Genomic DNA, 17,340 nt, shown 5'->3' on the forward strand with positions numbered 1-17,340 from the left:
TGGACAGGTTGTTCAGCGGTCACCTATCCGACGAGCGAAGATCCTTCTCGCGACTAGAGTGGCCACGAGGAGCGTGACGGTGAGACCTCCGCGATGTTTGCTTGGTTCGTTCCGGCGGCCCGTGCCTACCGGATCCTCGGGGATTAGATCCAGATACTCTTCGGGAAAATCTCTCAGCCAACGCTTCTGACCCGCGTATGCTCCGTGCAGCTTGCGCTCATGCCCCCGAATCATGACGGATATAATCATCAAGTTAGTTAAGGCGGTCCATGCGCATAGCAGGGTCAGATCATTTAGTATCGAACGTTGCGAGGCCTGAGCGAACAACAGCAAGACGCTTACGGGCGCGGCGAGTAATGCTCCAGCCGCGAGCGGAGGAAGGCGCTTTCGCTTTCGCACATCGCCAGACACTCCGTCTCCTCGCACGTAGCGACGTGCCCAGTAGAAGAACGAAAGCGCAAACCCGCCTGAAGCGCATACGCTCACGCCAACTGGGGACCAATGCAGCCATCGTCCCGCACCGGGTGCGCAAAGAATCGCCACCAGGCCGGCTCCGTAGATCCACATCGATGGATGCCTGATGCTCGCGACGGATTCGCGAAGCGTTAGCCAGCCTGTCCGGAACTTCTGCAGGCGTGCCCCGGACTTTTTTTCGTAGCCCCGATTCAGAACCACGCCTAGCGCAACCGTGAACCAAATGCTCACAGCACACCAATTGCGAGCAAGACCGATACCGTCTTCCGACGAAGAGCCATAGTCGAACAATGAAGCACCGAAGACCACTGCGCTACTCACAGCCATGGCCAGGATCGTCTCGAGTCCAATTCTGTACATCGAGCCCATATACAAAGATCTATTTCGAATATTAGCCGGCATTCTGGTGTTTAATATCAGTAAGTAACTCGTCAGCAGCCGAGCCGGTTGTATGTGGGGGTACATCTGCTCGAGGTGTTCTGTCGGCTGGCGCTCGAGATATGCGGCGGACTGTGCGGGAAAGTCCCAGAAATACAATACTAAGCCGACGACAATAGCGGCCGCGACAGTGAGCAGCGCATCGCTCGTCATAAGGCCGGTGTCGCCGGGTGCCACCGTGGAGTATGCAGCGAACCCGACCGTGAATACTACGAAGCCGGGAATGATGATCCGGATGCCTTCGTAGCTGTCAAACGAACTCGCGCCAAAGTCGCCGATGCCGGCCATTACAGGAGCGAATCCACGCGTGGGAGGGGGGCATCCTGCGCCTCTTCTAATGAATCCATGACAGGCGCAACCCCGGCGCCCCAATCGCACCGAACTGGGAGTTGCAACTCCCACGCCACAACTGCTGCGGCCCGTCCATCTGGTACTCCCGACCCCAGTCGTCCAAGTTCTCGCTTCACCGCTTCGGTGGCGTCATGAATGGCGAGCGTCCGGAGTAAGTTGCCCCATTGCAATGCAGAACGCGTACCTTCCAGACGTTGCGCAAGGCGATCGACAACTGCGGGCGTACTAGCCGTCCGTGCCAGAAGGGGGACAATGCGCAGGAAGTTCCAACCGTCATCGACTTGAGCGTCGATCAGACTGGGCAAGTGTGAAGTCAATGCTGGGCTCTCACTGAAGGTCGACAGGTATGCGACCATTCTTGGCGCGTCGATTTGCGGCGCTTGGGACAAGCTTTCAAGCACGAAACTCAGTGCAAAATCATCTTGCTCTTTGGCGAGTCGCGGCAGGGAGAATCGCAGGAGCCGTCGATCTTTCCTTGCGACTGAATCAAGGAAGACCGACCGGAGATTCGCCCTGACGGCGGCCGGAGACTCATCTTGGGGGTGGTACACACTATCCAGAGAAGGACCCAGGGCGAGCCTGCGAAATTCGTCCAGGGTTAGAATGCGAGATTTTCCGCGATTTAACCGCAACCCGAGCGGGGCCAACGCTTTCGCGAGGTCCTCAAGTGCGGCCCAGCCTTCTGACTTTGAGTCGACAAAGAGCCGATAGTCATCCACCCATCGAGTGAAGGGCACCTTGAGGCGGGAGTCGGCATAGGCGAGTATCATATTCGCTATGAGCCGAGCGTCGCCATAGCCAGCGGGAAGGCCGCTAACTCCCAATTTCTGAGTTTGTTTGAGTAGTTCCGTCACAGGAGTCCATGCAGCGAGGTCGCCTACATGTCTCCGCGCCACATCAAGCGCCATGGGCGTTACCGAATCGAAGAAAGCCGCGATGTCTGCCATCACCACGAAAGCATGGCTTTCCGCTTCGCCCGCGCTCATCATTCGAAATCGGCGGTACTCGTTGCTGTAATGTACCGGACCCTCCGCTCCGGCCCGATATCCGCATACCGTCGGCGCGAGAAGTCTGTGACCTACTTCGCGTAGACCCTCCACTGCCTGATGCAACTGTCCCAGGGCAGCGCCCGACAGTTGCGGCACGGATCTGCTTTCCCCACGTGTCTTAGGCACCTGCACGAATCTGACGTCTTGTGGCGTCAACGTCGGCCGCTGCGCTTGGTTCGGCAAGTCGATGTCCGCCACGACGTCCGGCACCCACCGCGTAGCGAGGTCTTCCTCGAGGTCAACCTGCAGGCGCCGTCCTGCAGCCACGGGAGGGTTCGCGTTCGGGCTCATGCGTCGATGCTATATGTGGGCGCTGACATGCCTTGCTCCTCAGGCTTGCCCGGCTGGTCCGCGGCGGCGCAGAGCCCTGGCTCTCAGGCGGGAGATTCTGAGCAATCGAACGATTGCGTGCGGACAGTCGAGACGCGAGGCGCGGTCTTGCGCCCCGCCACAGGTCGTCCGCTCTGTGCCGCAGACTCCGTGGCGAACAGCCAGATCCGATACCCACGGCTGACTGGCTCTGGCGAGCTCGGGCGACCAGCCGTGTGGGCCGGAGGCCTGACCTGTGAGCGAGGGTGCCCTCGGTTCGCCGTTCGACCAATGCGAGAGGCTTTCGGCGATAGTGATGGTGCAACGACGCGACGGGCGCCCTACCGGCCCACCGCCGACAGCGTCAGGCCGGTGTCCGCGTCGAAGAGGTGGGCACGGTCCAGGTCGACGGTGACGGACATGCGCTGGCCCGGCGTGCCGGTGACGGTCGGCCGTGCCTTGACCTTGAGCATCTCCTTGCCGACCTTGACGTCGACCACGGTGCGGTCACCGAGCGGCTCGAGTCCGTAGAGCTCACCGCCGAGCGCCGCGTCACCGCGCGACTCGACCGACAGGTCCTCGGCGCGCACGCCGAGCAGCAGCGGACGGCCGTCCTCCGCCGTCGTCCACCGCGGCCGTGGCAGCGTCCAACCCTCCGCACCGACGAGCCGGTCCCCCTGCGCGTGGCAGGCGAGCAGGCTGATCCGCGGGCTCCCGACGAAGGCGGCGACCCACTGGTTCGCCGGGCGGTCGTACACCTCGGTCGGGGTCCCGACCTGCTGCACCGTGCCCTCGCGGAGCACCGCGACCTGGTCGGCCATGGACAGCGCCTCGACCTGGTCGTTGGTCACGTAGACGAAGGTCCCGCCGAGGCTGCGGTGGATCCGGGTGAGCTCGGTGCGCATCTCGACCCGGAGCTTGAGGTCGAGGTTCGTCAGGGGCTCGTCCATGAGGAACGCGCGCGGGTTGCGGACCAGCGCCCGGGCCAGGGCGACACGCTGCATCTCACCGCCCGAGAGCTGGCCGGGCTTCCGCTTGAGCAGCCGCTCGATGTGCAGCAGTCCCGAGACCTCCGTCACCGCGGCGGTGATCTTGTCCGTCGAGGCGCTGCGCGCGCGCAGCGGCGAGGCGATGTTCTCGAAGACCGTCTTGCGCGGGTAGAGGGCGTAGCTCTGGAACACCATCGCCAGGTCGCGCGCGGCCGGGGTGTCCCCGGTCGCGTCCCTGCCGTCGAGGTGCACCGAGCCGGCGTCGAGCTTCTCGAGCCCCGCGATCGCCCGCAGCGTCGTCGTCTTGCCCGCACCGGAGGGGCCGAGCACGACGAAGAAGGAGCCGTCCGGCACCTCCAGCGTCACGCCGTCGAGCGCCTGTACCTCTCCGAAGGCCTTGCGCAGCCCGTAGGCAGCAACCGTTCCCATCAGGCCACCAGCTCTTCCGTGCTCGAGTCGTAGACCGGCGGTGTCCCGCCGGTGTGCCGCAGGCCCACCGGGGCCTCTGCTGCGAAGCGGGTGGTCGGGGCCATCCGGACGCGGACGTCCCGTCCCCCGCTGGCGACGACGTAGATGATCTCGTCGCCCAGGACCTCGACGGACACGACGCGTCCCGGCACCGTCCCGCCCGTCCCGGCCGGGGTGACCTCCAGCGCCTCGGGCCGCACGCCGGCCACGAGCGGGCGGTCACGCCGCAGCCCGGGCGGTGGGGCGAGCGCGAGACCACCGGGGGTCCGCAGCGCACCGTCCGCCACCTCGACCTCGAAGAGGTTCATCGGCGGGGAGCCGATGAAGGCGGCGCAGAACAGGCTGGCCGGACGGTCGTAGACCTCCAGCGGCGTCCCGACCTGCTCCACCCGACCCTTGTTGAGGATGGCGATGCGGTGCCCGAGCGACATCGCCTCGACCTGGTCGTGCGTGACGTACACCATGGTCGTGCCGAGCTGCGCCTGCAGGTGCTTGATCTCGGTCCGTGTCTCGGCGCGCAGCTCCGCGTCGAGGTTGGTGAGCGGCTCGTCCATGAGGAAGGCACGCGGCCGCCGCACGAGAGCCCGGGCCAGGGCGACCCGCTGCTGCTCGCCACCGGAGAGCCGGTGCGGCTTGCGGTCCAGGAGCGGGCCGAGGTGCATCATCCGGGCGGCCTCGTCGACCCGTTCGCGGATCTCCGCCTTGGGCATGCCCTCGGCGCGAAGCGGGAACGCGAGGTTGTCCCGGGTCTTCAGGTGCGGGTAGAGGGCGTAGAACTGGAACACCATGGCGATGTCTCGTTCGGCGGGCGGCAGGTCGTTGACCAGCGTGTCGCCGATGTGGATGTCGCCGGACGTCTGGCGCTCCAGGCCGGCCATCGCGCGCAGGGTCGTCGTCTTGCCGCAGCCCGACGGGCCCAGCATGACGAACAGCTCGCCGTCACCGATGGACAGGTCGACGTGCTCGACCGCCACGGTCCCGTCCGGGTACCGCTTGTGCAGGGAGGTGACCTCGATGCCCGCCATCAGCGCCTCACCGCCCCGAGGGTCACACCGGCGACGAGGTGCTTGCGCACCAGGTAGGCGAAGATGAGGACCGGCAGCGCGAAGACGACCGCCGACGCGGCGACCAGGCCCCAGTTCACCGTCGTGCCTCCGATGAGGCCGGCGATGGCCGGTGGTGCCGTCCGCACCTCCTGGCTGGACGTGAGGAAGATGGCATAGACGAACTCGTTCCAGGAGAAGATGAGCGCGAACACCGCCGTCGCGGCGATGCCCGGGACGAGCAGGGGCAGGGTGAACTTCCGGAAGGCCTGCAGCCGGGTGTAGCCGTCGAGCATCGCGGCGTCCTCGTACTCCGAGGGCACCTCGTCCACGAAGCCCTTCATCATCCAGATCGTGAACGGCAGGTTGAACGCCGTGTAGACGAGGACGAGACCGAGCTTGGTGTCGATGAGCCCGAGCTCGCGGTACATGAGGAAGATCGGGATGACGACGACGACGGGCGGCATGAAGCGGGTGGACAGGATGAAGAAGAGCTGGTCCTTCTTCGCCTTGAGCGTGAAGCGCGAGTAGGCCCAGGCCGCGGGGACCCCGAGCAGGGTCGCCAGCGCGGTCGAGCTCCCGGCCACGATGACCGAGTTGAGGAAGGACCCGGACAGGTCCGAGCGCCCTCCGCCGGGTGCGACGAAGACGTCCTTGTAGTGCTGCAGGGTGACGTCGAAGCCGAGGAACTTCGCCGGCACGGCGTAGATGTCCTGACCGGTCTTGATGGAGGTCTGGAGCATCCACACCACCGGGAAGAGCAGGGAGCCGATGAGCACGGTCAGGAGCACGATCTCGATCCCGGACCGGATCCTGCCGGTGCTCCCGCGGCGGGCGCGGGCTGAGCTGCGGGCGACGGGGCCGGGGACGGCGTCGTCGACGGAGATGGCCATCAGCCCTCCTTGAGCTTGTTGAGGTAGCGCAGGTAGAGCTGCGCCAGCACGATGACGACGATGACCATGAGGATCCCGTAGGCCGAGGCGGTCCCGGTGCGGAACCCGAGGAACGCGACCTTGTAGACGTGGAAGGACAACGTCTCTGTGGAGACTCCTGGTCCGCCGCTCGTGAGGACGTAGACGAGGTCGAACTGGCGGAAGGCCTCGATCGCACGGAACATCACCGCGATGAGGAGCAGCGGCCACACCATCGGCAGGGTGATGTTGCGGAACCGGAACCACTCCGAGGCCCGGTCGATGGATGCGGCCTCGTAGAGGTACTTCGGCACCGCCGTGAGCCCGGCGAGCGCGATGAGCATGATGAACGGCGTCCACTGCCAGGTGTCGACGAGGATGAGGGAGAACAGCGCCGTCCGCTGCTGGGTCAGCCACTCCACCGGCTCGAACCCGAGCGAGACGAGCATGCTGTTGACCACGCCGAACTGCGCGTCGAGCATGAAGCGCCAGAACAGGCCGACGACGACGGGCGAGAGCATCATCGGGATGAGGAACAGCGTAGTGAGCAGCCCGCGCCCGCGTGTCCGGCGCGAGATGAGGTAGGCGATGGAGAAGCCCAGCACGGTCTGCAGGATCACCGCACCGGCCACGAAGAGCGCCGTCGTCACCGCTCGCGTGTGGACCTCCGACGACGTGAGGACGTCGGCGTAGTTCTCGAACCCGACGAAGTCGCCGGGCACGCTGCTCGTGGCCGAGTAGTCCGTAAAGGACAGGTACAGCGCCCACAGGAGCGGGAAGACGGACATCCCGAGCAGCAGCAGCATCGCCGGGGAGATGAAGGCAAGCGCGAGTCCGCGGTCACGCAGGCGCGGGGCCCGCCCCGGTGCAGGAGGCAGGGACGCTGCCTCCTGCACCGGGGCGTCGGCCGACGTCGTCGTGCTCATGTCAGAGCCCGCCGTCGCCGTCCAGCACGGCCTGCTGCTCCCGGGCGATGTCGTTCAGCGCCGTCTCCGGGTCCTTGGCGCCGTTGAGGGCCGCGTTGACGTTGGTGTTCTCGATGTCGATGAGGCGGGCGTACTCGGGCACGTTCCACATGTCCCGCTGCCGCGAGACGGAGTCGGCGTAGACCTGGTTGAACGGTCCGGCCTCGAGGAACTCGGGGGACTCCAGGGCGTCGGTGCGCGACGGCACGCCGCCGGCCTCGGCCCACTTCTTCTGGATGTCCTCCTGCTCGAACCACCGCATGAAGTTGAGCGCCTCGGCCACCCGCTCATCGGGGGCGTAGGCCGAGATGTGCATCCCCATGCCGCCGAGCGGCACGAGCTCCGTGTCCTGCGTCGGCAGGGTGGCGAAGCCGAGCTTCTCGAGGATCTCCTCGCGCGTCTCGCCGAGCACCGTCTGCGCCGGGTCCAGCAGACCACCGCTCGCGGCGATCCAGTTGAACGCGATGCACGCGCTCCCCTGGGCGACGGCGGCGTTGACCTCGTCGATGAACCAGTTGCCGGAGCCGGGCGCGGTGAGGGGCTTCATGTCGTTGACGAGGATGTCCATCGCCCGCTGGCCGGCCTCGTCGTTGATGACGCCCTCGATCTGGCCCTCCGCGCGGTTCCAGAGATTGCCGCCGTACAAGGCGTTGACGGTGTTGTAGGTGACCGCCGCGGCGTCGGAGCCGTTGGCCTGGTGGAAGGCCAGCCCGCTGATGCCGGGGTTGTCCTCCTGGCACTGCCGGGCGACCTCGATCATCTCGTCCCAGGTCTCGGGGGGCTCGTCGCCGATGAGGTCCTTGCGGTAGATCATCGTCCAGGTGTCACCGAGCAGCGGCAGCCCGTACATGCTGGCGCTCTCGTCACGCTGCCCCGTCTCGGCCTGGGGGTACTGGCCGTAGGCGGCCAGGAGGTACGGGTCGTAGGCGTCGGTCTCGATGTTCTCGTTGATGAAGTCGGTGATGTCGAGGATGCTGCCGTTCGTCACGGCCTCGCCGATGTGCTGCGAGTCGAGGACCGCGATGTCGAAGTCGGTCTGTCGCGCGGCGAACTGCGTGAACATCGCATCGTGCCAGTTCGCGTTCGGCACGGTGTTGACGTTGACCGTCACGTTCGGCCGCTCCTTGGTGTACTCCGCGTTCGCGAAGTCCTCGAGCAGCTGGGCGGGGGGCCACTCGAACCAGATGAAGCTCAGGTCCAGCGGCTCGTCGGTGAGCTCGGGGATCGTCGCGGGCGCCGCCGGTCCGGCGGCGTCCCCGTTCCCGTCGTCCGCGTCGGCGTCGTTGTCGCCACCGCTGCCACAGGCCGCCAGCGTGAAGGCGACCAGCGTGGTCGCCGCCGCCGCCCTCACCTTGCGGCCCTGGCGAGAGCTTCGTCGGTCTCGCTGTGCGTTGCTCATCAGTTCTCCTGCTTCCTGCATCGGGATGGTTGGGGGATCCGTTGCTGCTGTGGCGGCGTCACCACGACGTCGCGATGTACTGGGTCTCCATGAACTCGAGGAGTCCCTCGGTGCTCCCCTCGCGTCCCAAGCCGCTCTGCTTGGTGCCGCCGAAGGGCGCGGCGGGGTCGGAGACGAGCCCGCGGTTGAGGCCGACCATGCCGCTGTCGATGCCTTCTGCGAGGCGCAGACCACGGCCGAGGTCGCCGGTGTAGAGGTAGCTGACGAGGCCGTACTCGCTGTCGTTGACCATGGCCAGCATCTCCTCCTCCTGCTCGAAGCGGACCACCGGGGCCACCGGACCGAAGATCTCCTCGTGCAGGACGCGGGCGTCCGGCGGTACGTCGACGAGCACTGTCGGGGGGTAGAAGCAGCCCGACTCGTCGGGCCGCGTGCCGCCCAGCACGGCACGGGCGCCGCGAGCGAGTGCGTCCTGGACGAGCACGCCGACCTTGCGGGCGGCGTCCTCGTTGATGAGGGGCCCGCACTCGGTGCTCTCCTCGGAGCCCGGCCCGACCCGCAGCGCGGCCATCCGGGCGACAAGGCCGTCCACGAAGGCGTCGTGGACGGCGCCCTGCACGAAGAAGCGGTTGGCGGCGGTGCAGGCCTGGCCGCCGTTCCGCATCTTGGCGACCATCGCGCCCTCGACCGCCGCGTCGAGGTCGGCGTCGGCGAGGACGACGAAGGGGGCGTTGCCGCCGAGCTCCATCCCGCACTTGAGGACCTGGTCAGCGGCGGTGCGGAGCAGGCGGCGGCCCACCTCCGTCGACCCGGTGAACGAGAGCATGCGCGTCCGGGGGTCGGTGAGCATCGTGCCGACGACGGGGCCGGGCTGGGTGGTCGTGACGACGTTGAGGACACCGGCCGGCAGCCCTGCCTCTTGAAGGAGAGCCGCCACCGCGAGGGCCGTCAGCGGCGTCTCGGTGGCCGGCTTGAGGATCGCGGTGCACCCGGCGGCGAGGGCCGGTGCAATCTTCCGGGTCGCCATGGCCGCGGGGAAGTTCCACGGGGTGATGAGTACGCTGATGCCCACGGGCTGGTGGGTGACGACCAGCCGGTTCGCCCCGCTCGGTGAGATGCCCACCTGGCCGCGCAGGCGCACGCCCTCCTCGGCGTACCAGCGGAAGAACTCGGCGGCATAGGTCACCTCGGACCGTGCGTCCGTCAGGGACTTGCCGTTCTCGAGGCTGATGAGCAGGGCAAGCTCCTCGCTCCGCTCGTGCATGAGGGTGAAGGCCCGCAGCAGCAGCTCGGCTCGGGCGCGGGGCGCCGTGGCCGCCCACCCGGCCGCCGCGGCCGCCGCGGCGTTCACCGCCGCCTCGGCGTCAGGGATGCGGGCGTCGGCGACCGAGGCGAGCACCGCACCCGAGGCGGGGTCCCGGACGTCGATCCGTCCGCCGTCGGAGCCGCCGCGCCACGTGCCGGCCACCAGGAGGTCGGTCGGGACGTCGAGGGCGTCGAGGACGGGGCGCATGGACTCGTGCATCGTGATGCTCATCGGGCACCTGCTGTCGTGGTGAGGTCCGGCGAGGCCGGGCCGTGAGTGGTGGAGTCTCGGAGCGCGGCGCGGTCGCCGGTGTACGCGGCGCGGACGATTCTTTCCAGGGCGTCGGCGTCGAGCGGTCGCGGGTTGTTCGCGACGAGCCGTGCGGCGCCCAGCGCCTGCTCGGCCGTCCAGCGGAGCCGGTCGGCCGGCAGGCCGAGGTCCGCGAGGGTGGCCGGGATCCCCACCGAGGCGAGCAGGGCCGCGACCCTGTCGATCGCCGTGTCGGCGAGGTCCTCGTCCGAGGCGTCCGCGGACGCGCCCATCGCCACGGCGACGGCGGCGAGCTCCGGGACCCGCGCGGGACGGTTGAACTCCATGACGTAGGGCAGCAGGACGCCGACGCCGATCCCGTGCGGGGTGTGGGTCAGGGCACCGACCGGGTACTGGAGCGCGTGCGCCGCCGCCGTGCCGGACGTGCCGAGGGCGAAGCCGCCCGCAGTGGCCCCGAGCATCATCGCCTCGCGCGCACCCATGTCGCTCGGGTCCGACCAGGCGCGGTGCAGGCTGCTCGCGACGTGCCGGACGGCCATCAGCGCGTAGGAGTCCGTCAGCTCGTTCTTGCCGACGAAGACGCGCTCGGTCGCCAGCTCGGTGGTCACCGGACGGCGCACCGCGGTGAAGGCCTCGATCCCGTGGGACAGGGCGTCGGCGCCTGCGCTCGCCGTGAGGGCCGGCGGGCAGCCGAGGGTGAGCTCCGGGTCGCACAGGGCCGTGTGGGGAATGAGGTGCGGGCTGGAGATCCCCACCTTGCTCACGCGCTCGGGATCGGTGAGGACGGCCACGGGCGTCACCTCCGACCCGGTCCCGGCGGTGGTCGGCAGCGCCACGACCGGCATCACCGGACCGGGGACCCGCAGCTCGCCGTAGTAGTCCGACGGCTCGCCACCGTGCGTGAGGACCACGGCCACCGCCTTGGCGAGGTCGATGCAGCTCCCACCGCCCATACCGATGACGACGTCCGGCGCGGCGTGCCGCACGAGCCCGGCGCACTGGCTCACCTGGTGCACCGGGACGTCCGGCAGCACCTCGTCGAAGACCGTCACCTGGACGCCGGCGCTCCCGAGCAGCCCGACCAGCTCGGCGAACTCCGCCGTCGCACCGAAACGGGCGTCGGTGCAGACGAGGGCGCGGGAGCCGAGAGCGGCGGTCAGCGCGCCCAGGGCGTGCCGCTGCCCGGCGCCGAACACCACTTGTCGAGGCCCACGCAGGACACCGAGCATGCTCATGGAGACTCCAGGGATAGATTCTGGGAGGAGAGAGCCAGCGCGACCGGTACGCGCCTGGGGAAGGAAGAGCCGCTGTGCCTTTCCTATACGATCCGATTGCCGAGATCATGGAGCAGCGGAGCAGCCGCTGTCAACCATGCTCCCCAACGAGGTGGAAAGGGGCACACCCCTGTGGACGACGAAGCGACGATCGGACGGGACCGTGGGACCAGCGGCGCTCAGCTGAACGGGCGACCCCGCGGACGACTTGCCGACGAGGTGCACGACACGCTGCTGCGCCAACTCATGTCGTCGCGCATCGTCCCGGACTCCCGCGTGACGATCGACGCCCTGGCGCGCGAGCTCGGGGTCTCGCAGACGCCGATCCGCGATGCGCTCAACCGCATGGAGGCCGACGGGCTGGTGGTGCGGGTGCCCCACGCCGGCTACCGGATCCCGCCCCAGATCACGCGTGAGCGCTTCGACGACATGCTCGAGATCCGCCTGCTCCTGGAGCCGGCAGCAGCGCGCCGAGCGGCCGAACGCGCGACCGCCGCGCAGGTCACGGAGCTGCGCGGGCTGCTCGAGGAGATGTCGCAGCTGGAGGAGGGCGACGGGCCGCAGTCGTACGGCGCCTTCGGTCTGCGGGACGCGGCCTTCCACGATCTCGTCGCGAAGAGCGGCGGGAACCGGCTGGTCCGCGAGGCGCTCGCCCGGCTGCACACGCACGTGCACCTGTTCCGGCTGCTCTACGACACCCAGGTCACCAATCTCGCGATGAGCGAGCACGACGAGATCCTCGCCGCGATCGCGGCTCGAGACCCGGACCAGGCGGCCTACGCCATGCGCCGGCACATCCTGCGGTCGGGCGACCGGTTCCGTCACCTCTTCGACAACGCCCGGTCCGCGGACACGTCGTCAACAGCGCGTCTTGACTGACAGCATGGCGACGCGCAATCCTTACGCATCCGATCGGATCGGATCCGGGCTGCTCGACCACTCGGCCGAGCACCACCCCACACCCAACGTTGAGTGCGAGGAGAACCAAGGTGCCCAGAGCGTTGCTCCTGACCGGCGATGCCGCCGAAGAGCTGGACACGATGTACCCCTACTACCGGATACAGGAGGGCGGATGGGACGTCGACGTCGCGAACAAGTCGATGCGTGACGTCCAGCTCGTCATCCACGAGTTCGACCCCGGCTGCGACGCGTACGTCGAGAAGCCCGGCCGCAAGCTGCCGGTCGACGTGCTGTGGGAGGACGTCGACGTCGATCTCTACGACGGCCTCATCATCCCCGGGGGCCGCGCTCCCGAGTGGATCCGGGTGGACGACCACGTGCGGCGCATCACCGAGCACTTCTTCGCCCGCAACCTGCCGATCGCCCTCGTGTGCCACGGTGCGCAGGTGCCGGCGGACTACGGGCTGCTCAAGGGCCGCAGGACCGCGTGCTTCCCTCCCATCACCCGCGACATGGAGCATGCCGGCGCGACGGTCGTCGACGCGCCCGACGTCGTCGACGGCAACCTCGTGTCGTGCCGGGGCTGGCCGGACATGCCGCAGTTCGGTCGGGCGATGATGGAGCTCTTCTCGAACTCTCTCGTCAACGCCTGATGGACGCGACTGCCGGCGACCGGTGATGGACGATCGCACCATCGTCGTCGACGGCTCGCCCGTCCACGTCGTCCAGGGCGGCACCGGCCCCGCGGTGCTCCTCCTGCACGGCTCCGGACCCGGGACCACCGGGTCCGGAGCCTGGGCGGCGGCCATCGAGGCCCTCGGCGCATCGTGGCACCTCGTGGCTCCCGACCACGCGGGCTTCGGCCGTACTCCCCTGCCGCCCGGCTCCCGCGGCGGGCTGCGGGTGTGGACCGAGCAGGCCGCCAGACTGATGGACGCCCTCGGGCACCGCTCGTTCGCCGTCGTCGGCCACTCCATGGGCGGTGCGGTTGCCCTGGCCCTGGCGGCCATGCGTCCGGAGCAGGTCACCCACGTCGTGCCGGTGTCCACCATGGGAGCGCCGGGAGCACCGCTCTCGGCCGAGCTCGACGCGGTGTGGGCCGCTCCCGCCACCGAGGACGGGGCGCGGGACATGCTCAGCCGCCTCCTGCTGGACCCGTCGCTGGTCACGGAGTCAGCGGTCGCTGCCCGCACCGCCGCGATGCAGGCCGGGCAGGAGGCGTTCGAGGCGATCTTTCCACCGCCCCGCGCCCGGTGGGCCGAGGACCTCACTCTGCCGAATCAGATGCTGGCGGCCGTCCGCGCGCCGGTGCTGCTCGTCCACGGCGCGCAGGACCGTGTCACTCCGCTGCCGGACAGCCTGCCCCTGCTCGACCACCTCGCCGACGGCCGCCTGCACGTCCTCGGGCGGTGCGGGCACGCGCCGCCGGTCGAGCACCCGCGTGACTTCCTCCGCCTGCTGTCGGACTTCCTCTCGCACCATTGATGGGCGTGCCCGAGTACCGGAGACACGGTGGGCAGCACCAAGTCCGAGGCCTGCGCTGCGCCTCGGTGGCTCACGTGTCCAGAGGAGTCATGAACCCGGTGGTCTCGCCGATACTCCGGTCATGGACGCGCGAACACGGGTGATCGGCCCTCCCCCGCTGGAAGTGCGTCTCGTGGGGGTCGGCGGGCTGTGCGTGTTCGGCGTGATCGCGACGCTCGTGTCACTGACGGACTCGATCGATGGTGGTGGCCGGTCCTTCCTGCTCTGGGGCACCGGCCTCACGACGTGGGTCTGGCTCCACCTGCTGTTTGCGACCTCGCACATCGCGGTTCGCGACCGCGACCTCGTCTTCGTCGACGTCATCATCGAGCGGGCCGTACCTGCCGCCGAGGTCTTAGGAGCCTACGGCGACGATGGTGTCGGGGTGGAGCTGCGTCGGGGCGGCCGTATCGGATCTGCGGCGTACGGCTCGTCACTGCCTCAGGCTCTGCGTCCCTACCGTCGGTATCTGGACCTGGCGGATGCCATAGACGCCTGGGTCCAAGCCACGTCCGCAGTGCCCACGCCGCGCCGGCGCAGATCCAGAGTCCTGCGCTGGCAGATCCGCCGTTCGGCCTTTCACATTTTCGTCGTATCGGCCGCGGGCAGCTATCTGTGGATGCTTCTTCTGTGGCTGTTTGCCGACGTGCTTCGACCCCTGGTCGGCATACGCGGTTGAGTGTCCTGAGCGCCCAGCGACACAGTCATCGTGCGGACTGGAATGGGAATTTGCCGGCGGGTCAGGAGTCCGTGACTCGAAGGCGCTGACCGCGAATCAGGCACCCGGTCGATGCCCGAGCTGATTCCGAATAGCAGAAGAGGCTCGACCGGAACCTCCCGATCAAGCCTCTGACCTGCTCAATTCTGTCGGGCTGACAGGATTTGAACCTGCGACCCCTTGACCCCCAGTCAAGTGCGCTACCAAGCTGCGCCACAGCCCGTCTGGCTCGCGAACGAACCTAGAGAAGGTTACCCCAGAGACGCGGCCGAACCGAAACTGCGCCAGGCTACTGTGCGCGGCGTCACGTCCACCAACTCAGTGGGCGGCGCCCTGCCCTGTCCGCTCCAGACGCACCTTCTCGGCCTGGACCACGCCCAGCCCGAGCAGGGCGATCGCCATGACCGCCGTGGCGGGCCACGGGTCGATCCGGTAGAGCCCCACCACGGTGACGAGCAGCTGCAGCGTGAAGGCGCGCCGCAGCCACTGGAACGCGTCGTAGCGGTCCCGGCCCAGGAGCGTCCACGCGCGCGCCGCCACCGCGACGACGAGCACCGACGACGCGGCCGCCGCCCACAGGGACCAGCTCGGTGCGCCGTCGTCGGCGGTGAGGATGACGACGACGCCGCCGCCCAGGGCGAGGACGAGCAGCGCGCCGGCGACCGCCGTCGTCCACGAGCCGCGCACGACGCCGCGGAGCAGGCCGCGGACCTTGCGGGTGACGAGCTCGAGCGGGTCGGGCAGCTCGCTGTGGTCCTCCGGGACGGCGGCGAGCAGCGCCTCGACCTCGGCCTCCCCGCGGCCCCCGCTCCCCTGCCGCAGCAGCTCGCGCGCCACCTCGCGGCGCTGCGGGCTCAGCCCGCCCGCGAGCCCGGCGACGGCGTGGTCGGCCGCGGCGGCGAGCTGTTCGCTCGGGTGCGGCGGACGGCGCCCGTGGAGCACGTCGGCGAGGACGATGAGCACGACGAGCGTGACGTACATGATCATCGGGGCGGGCTGGAAGAAGTAGTCGTTGTCGTTGGTGAGGAACTTGCCCACCTCGTCGATGAACAGCCCGAACCCGATGCCGCCCAGGAAGGCGACGAGGGGCCGGATGACAGGCCCGACGAAGGACAGCGCGAGCACCATGGCCAGGGCCATGAACAGCCCGCCCCACAGCACGTGCGCGACGTGCAGCGTCTCCCCGCCGACCTGCGGGAAGCCGGTGAGCTGGAGAAGGCCGCGGGTGACGACGATCGTCACGACCGTCGTCAGGACGAAGCCGAGGACGTGCTCACCGGCGCGCGGGTCCCGGGGCAGTCCCCACCGCAGGAGGACGTGCCGGCGGGACCCCGCGGACATCAGCGGCGGCGCTTCTCGCGCACGCGCACGCTGATCTCGATCGGCGTGCCGACGAAGCCGAAGTTCTCGCGCAGCTTGCGCTCGATGAAGCGGCGGTAGCCGTGCTCGATGAACCCGGTCGCGAAGATGACGAAGCGCGGCGGGCGGCTGTCGGCCTGCGTCGCGAAGAGGATGCGCGGCTGCTTGCCACCGCGCACCGGGTGCGGGTTCGCGGCGGTGAGCTCACCGAGGAAGGAGTTGAGCTTACCGGTGGAGATGCGGGTGTCCCAGCCCCCCAGCGCCGTGTCGAGCGCCTTGACGAGGCGGTCGACGTGCCAGCGGGTCTTGGCGGAGATGTTGACGCGCGGCGCCCACTGGATCTGGACGAGGTCCTGCTCGACCGCGCGCTCCAGGAGGTGGCGCTGGTCGTCGTCCATGAGGTCCCACTTGTTGTAGGCGATGACGAGCGCGCGCCCGGCGTCGATGACCTGCTGGATGACGCGGGTGTCCTGCTCGGTCAGCGGGACCGAGGAGTCGATGAGGACGACGGCAACCTCCGCCTTCTCCAGCGCCGCCTGCGTGCGCAGGGAGGCGTAGAAGTCCGCGCCCTTGGTCTGGTGGACGCGACGGCGGATGCCGGCGGTGTCGACGAGCCACCACGGCCGGTCGCCCAGGAGCACGAGCTCGTCGACCGGGTCGCGCGTGGTGCCGGCGACGGAGTCGACGACGACGCGGTCCCGGCCGGCGATGGCGTTGAGGAGGCTGGACTTGCCGACGTTCGGGCGCCCGACCAGTGCCACGCGGCGCGGCCCGCCCTCGGGGAGCGGCGAGGCGACGCCGGAGACCTCGGGCAGCACGGCCATCGCGGCGTCGAGCACGTCGCCCGAGCCGCGCCCGTGGAGCGCGGACACCGACCACGGTTGGCCCAGGCCCAGGGACCACAGCGCGGAGGCGTCGGACTCCTGGACCGGGGAGTCGACCTTGTTCGCGACGAGGACCACCGGCTTGCCGGACTTCCGCAGCATGCGGACGACCTGCTCGTCGGTGCTCGTGGGGCCGACGGTCGCGTCGACGATGAACATCACGGCGTCCGCCATGGCGATGGCGACCTCGGCCTGCTCGGCGACGCGCGCGTTGAGTCCGGCCGCGTCGTGCTCCCAGCCACCGGTGTCGACGAGCATGAAGCGGCGCCCGGCCCACTCGGCGGGGTAGCTGACGCGGTCGCGGGTGACACCCGGGACGTCCTGGACGACGGCCTCGCGGCGGCCGAGGACGCGGTTGACGAGCGTCGACTTGCCGACGTTCGGACGGCCGACGACGGCGAGCACCGGCAGCGGCGCCTCCGGTCCGTCCTCGGCGCGGGCGCCGTCTGCGGACGCGAGAAGGGCGGCGTCCTCCTCGTCCAGCACGTAGTCGGACAGGCCGGCGCGCAGGGCCTCGGCGCGCTGCTCGTCGTCGGCCGGGGTGGTCGGGAAGTCGTCGGTGTCACTCACGCCGGCCATTGTCGCGTGTCGGAGCCACTGGACGCTAATGCCAGGAGGGTGTCGTGCAGCGCACGACTCCCCTGCCCCTCGCCGAGAGCCGGATTCCTCCGCCCCGTCCACGCCCGCCGAGAGCCGGATTTCTCCGGTC

15 protein-coding genes and 1 tRNA gene are annotated in these 17,340 nt (G+C 68.8%); 4 read left to right on the forward strand and 12 right to left on the reverse strand.

Going from position 1 to position 17,340, the window contains the following annotated elements; translation table 11 throughout:
* Positions 1–12: 12 nt before the first annotated feature.
* The 9 genes from M3148_RS03120 to M3148_RS03160 form a co-directional block, all read right to left on the reverse strand.
* Positions 13–1,200, reverse strand: a complete 1,188-nt coding sequence (locus M3148_RS03120) for a hypothetical protein (protein ID WP_251303183.1) — start codon at positions 1,198–1,200, stop codon at positions 13–15.
* Positions 1,200–2,603: an RNA-directed DNA polymerase gene (locus tag M3148_RS03125; protein WP_251303184.1), complete on the reverse strand. Its 1,404-nt coding sequence runs from the start codon at positions 2,601–2,603 to the stop codon at positions 1,200–1,202. The genes M3148_RS03120 and M3148_RS03125 overlap by 1 nt, the downstream gene beginning before the upstream one ends.
* 359 nt (positions 2,604–2,962) lie before the next feature.
* Positions 2,963–4,039 (reverse strand): ABC transporter ATP-binding protein, encoded by a 1,077-nt coding sequence (locus M3148_RS03130; protein ID WP_251303185.1) that lies wholly within the window; start codon positions 4,037–4,039, stop codon positions 2,963–2,965.
* On the reverse strand, positions 4,039–5,103 hold the full coding sequence (locus tag M3148_RS03135) for an ABC transporter ATP-binding protein (RefSeq protein WP_251303186.1): 1,065 nt from the start codon (positions 5,101–5,103) through the stop codon (positions 4,039–4,041). The genes M3148_RS03130 and M3148_RS03135 overlap by 1 nt, the downstream gene beginning before the upstream one ends.
* Entirely contained in the window at positions 5,103–6,014 is a 912-nt protein-coding gene (locus M3148_RS03140; RefSeq protein WP_251303187.1) for a carbohydrate ABC transporter permease, read from the reverse strand. Before M3148_RS03140 ends, M3148_RS03135 begins: the two co-directional genes overlap by 1 nt.
* Positions 6,014–6,958 carry a carbohydrate ABC transporter permease gene (locus M3148_RS03145; RefSeq protein WP_251303188.1) on the reverse strand — a complete coding sequence of 315 codons (945 nt, stop codon included), beginning with the start codon at positions 6,956–6,958 and terminating at the stop codon, positions 6,014–6,016. Before M3148_RS03145 ends, M3148_RS03140 begins: the two co-directional genes overlap by 1 nt.
* A gap of 1 nt (position 6,959) precedes the next feature.
* Entirely contained in the window at positions 6,960–8,396 is a 1,437-nt protein-coding gene (locus M3148_RS03150; protein ID WP_251303189.1) for an extracellular solute-binding protein, read from the reverse strand.
* Positions 8,397–8,454: 58 nt separating this feature from the next.
* Entirely contained in the window at positions 8,455–9,933 is a 1,479-nt protein-coding gene (locus M3148_RS03155; protein ID WP_251303190.1) for an NAD-dependent succinate-semialdehyde dehydrogenase, read from the reverse strand.
* On the reverse strand, positions 9,930–11,207 hold the full coding sequence (locus M3148_RS03160) for an iron-containing alcohol dehydrogenase (RefSeq protein WP_251303191.1): 1,278 nt from the start codon (positions 11,205–11,207) through the stop codon (positions 9,930–9,932). Before M3148_RS03160 ends, M3148_RS03155 begins: the two co-directional genes overlap by 4 nt.
* A gap of 258 nt (positions 11,208–11,465) precedes the next feature.
* On the opposite strand from M3148_RS03160, the gene M3148_RS03165 reads away from it, so the two are divergent.
* From M3148_RS03165 to M3148_RS03180, 4 genes are all read left to right on the forward strand, one after another.
* Complete coding sequence (locus tag M3148_RS03165; RefSeq protein ID WP_251303192.1) at positions 11,466–12,125, forward strand: GntR family transcriptional regulator; 660 nt, start codon at positions 11,466–11,468, stop codon at positions 12,123–12,125.
* A gap of 110 nt (positions 12,126–12,235) precedes the next feature.
* Entirely contained in the window at positions 12,236–12,799 is a 564-nt protein-coding gene (locus M3148_RS03170; protein WP_251303193.1) for a DJ-1/PfpI family protein, read from the forward strand.
* A 25-nt stretch (positions 12,800–12,824) separates the two neighbouring features.
* Complete coding sequence (locus tag M3148_RS03175; protein WP_251303194.1) at positions 12,825–13,631, forward strand: alpha/beta fold hydrolase; 807 nt, start codon at positions 12,825–12,827, stop codon at positions 13,629–13,631.
* Positions 13,632–13,752: 121 nt separating this feature from the next.
* Entirely contained in the window at positions 13,753–14,349 is a 597-nt protein-coding gene (locus tag M3148_RS03180) for a hypothetical protein (RefSeq protein ID WP_251303195.1), read from the forward strand.
* Positions 14,350–14,537: 188 nt separating this feature from the next.
* Here the strand turns inward: M3148_RS03180 and M3148_RS03185 are convergent.
* The 3 genes from M3148_RS03185 to der form a co-directional block, all read right to left on the reverse strand.
* A tRNA-Pro gene (locus M3148_RS03185) sits at positions 14,538–14,611 on the reverse strand.
* 95 nt (positions 14,612–14,706) lie between these two features.
* On the reverse strand, positions 14,707–15,729 hold the full coding sequence (locus M3148_RS03190) for a hypothetical protein (protein ID WP_251303196.1): 1,023 nt from the start codon (positions 15,727–15,729) through the stop codon (positions 14,707–14,709).
* Entirely contained in the window at positions 15,729–17,210 is a 1,482-nt protein-coding gene (der, locus tag M3148_RS03195; RefSeq protein WP_440136889.1) for a ribosome biogenesis GTPase Der, read from the reverse strand. Before der ends, M3148_RS03190 begins: the two co-directional genes overlap by 1 nt.
* Between the last annotated feature and the right edge of the window lie 130 nt (positions 17,211–17,340).

It is taken from the genome of Georgenia satyanarayanai, assembly GCF_023715365.1.
Classification (GTDB): domain Bacteria; phylum Actinomycetota; class Actinomycetes; order Actinomycetales; family Actinomycetaceae; genus Oceanitalea; species Oceanitalea satyanarayanai_B.

Excerpts from the sequence above, each read along its gene's own strand:
- M3148_RS03120 (WP_251303183.1), bottom strand. The coding sequence starts at position 1,200 with ATGGCCGGCATCGGCGACTTTGGCGCGAGTTCGTTTGACAGCTACGAA.
- M3148_RS03125 (WP_251303184.1), bottom strand. The coding sequence starts at position 2,603 with ATGAGCCCGAACGCGAACCCTCCCGTGGCTGCAGGACGGCGCCTGCAG.
- M3148_RS03130 (WP_251303185.1), bottom strand. The coding sequence starts at position 4,039 with ATGGGAACGGTTGCTGCCTACGGGCTGCGCAAGGCCTTCGGAGAGGTA.
- M3148_RS03135 (WP_251303186.1), bottom strand. The coding sequence starts at position 5,103 with ATGGCGGGCATCGAGGTCACCTCCCTGCACAAGCGGTACCCGGACGGG.
- M3148_RS03140 (WP_251303187.1), bottom strand. The coding sequence starts at position 6,014 with ATGGCCATCTCCGTCGACGACGCCGTCCCCGGCCCCGTCGCCCGCAGC.
- M3148_RS03145 (WP_251303188.1), bottom strand. The coding sequence starts at position 6,958 with ATGAGCACGACGACGTCGGCCGACGCCCCGGTGCAGGAGGCAGCGTCC.
- M3148_RS03150 (WP_251303189.1), bottom strand. The coding sequence starts at position 8,396 with ATGAGCAACGCACAGCGAGACCGACGAAGCTCTCGCCAGGGCCGCAAG.
- M3148_RS03155 (WP_251303190.1), bottom strand. The coding sequence starts at position 9,933 with ATGAGCATCACGATGCACGAGTCCATGCGCCCCGTCCTCGACGCCCTC.
- M3148_RS03160 (WP_251303191.1), bottom strand. The coding sequence starts at position 11,207 with ATGAGCATGCTCGGTGTCCTGCGTGGGCCTCGACAAGTGGTGTTCGGC.
- M3148_RS03175 (WP_251303194.1), top strand. The coding sequence starts at position 12,825 with ATGGACGATCGCACCATCGTCGTCGACGGCTCGCCCGTCCACGTCGTC.
- M3148_RS03180 (WP_251303195.1), top strand. The coding sequence starts at position 13,753 with ATGGACGCGCGAACACGGGTGATCGGCCCTCCCCCGCTGGAAGTGCGT.
- M3148_RS03190 (WP_251303196.1), bottom strand. The coding sequence starts at position 15,729 with ATGTCCGCGGGGTCCCGCCGGCACGTCCTCCTGCGGTGGGGACTGCCC.
- der (WP_440136889.1), bottom strand. The coding sequence starts at position 17,210 with ATGGCCGGCGTGAGTGACACCGACGACTTCCCGACCACCCCGGCCGAC.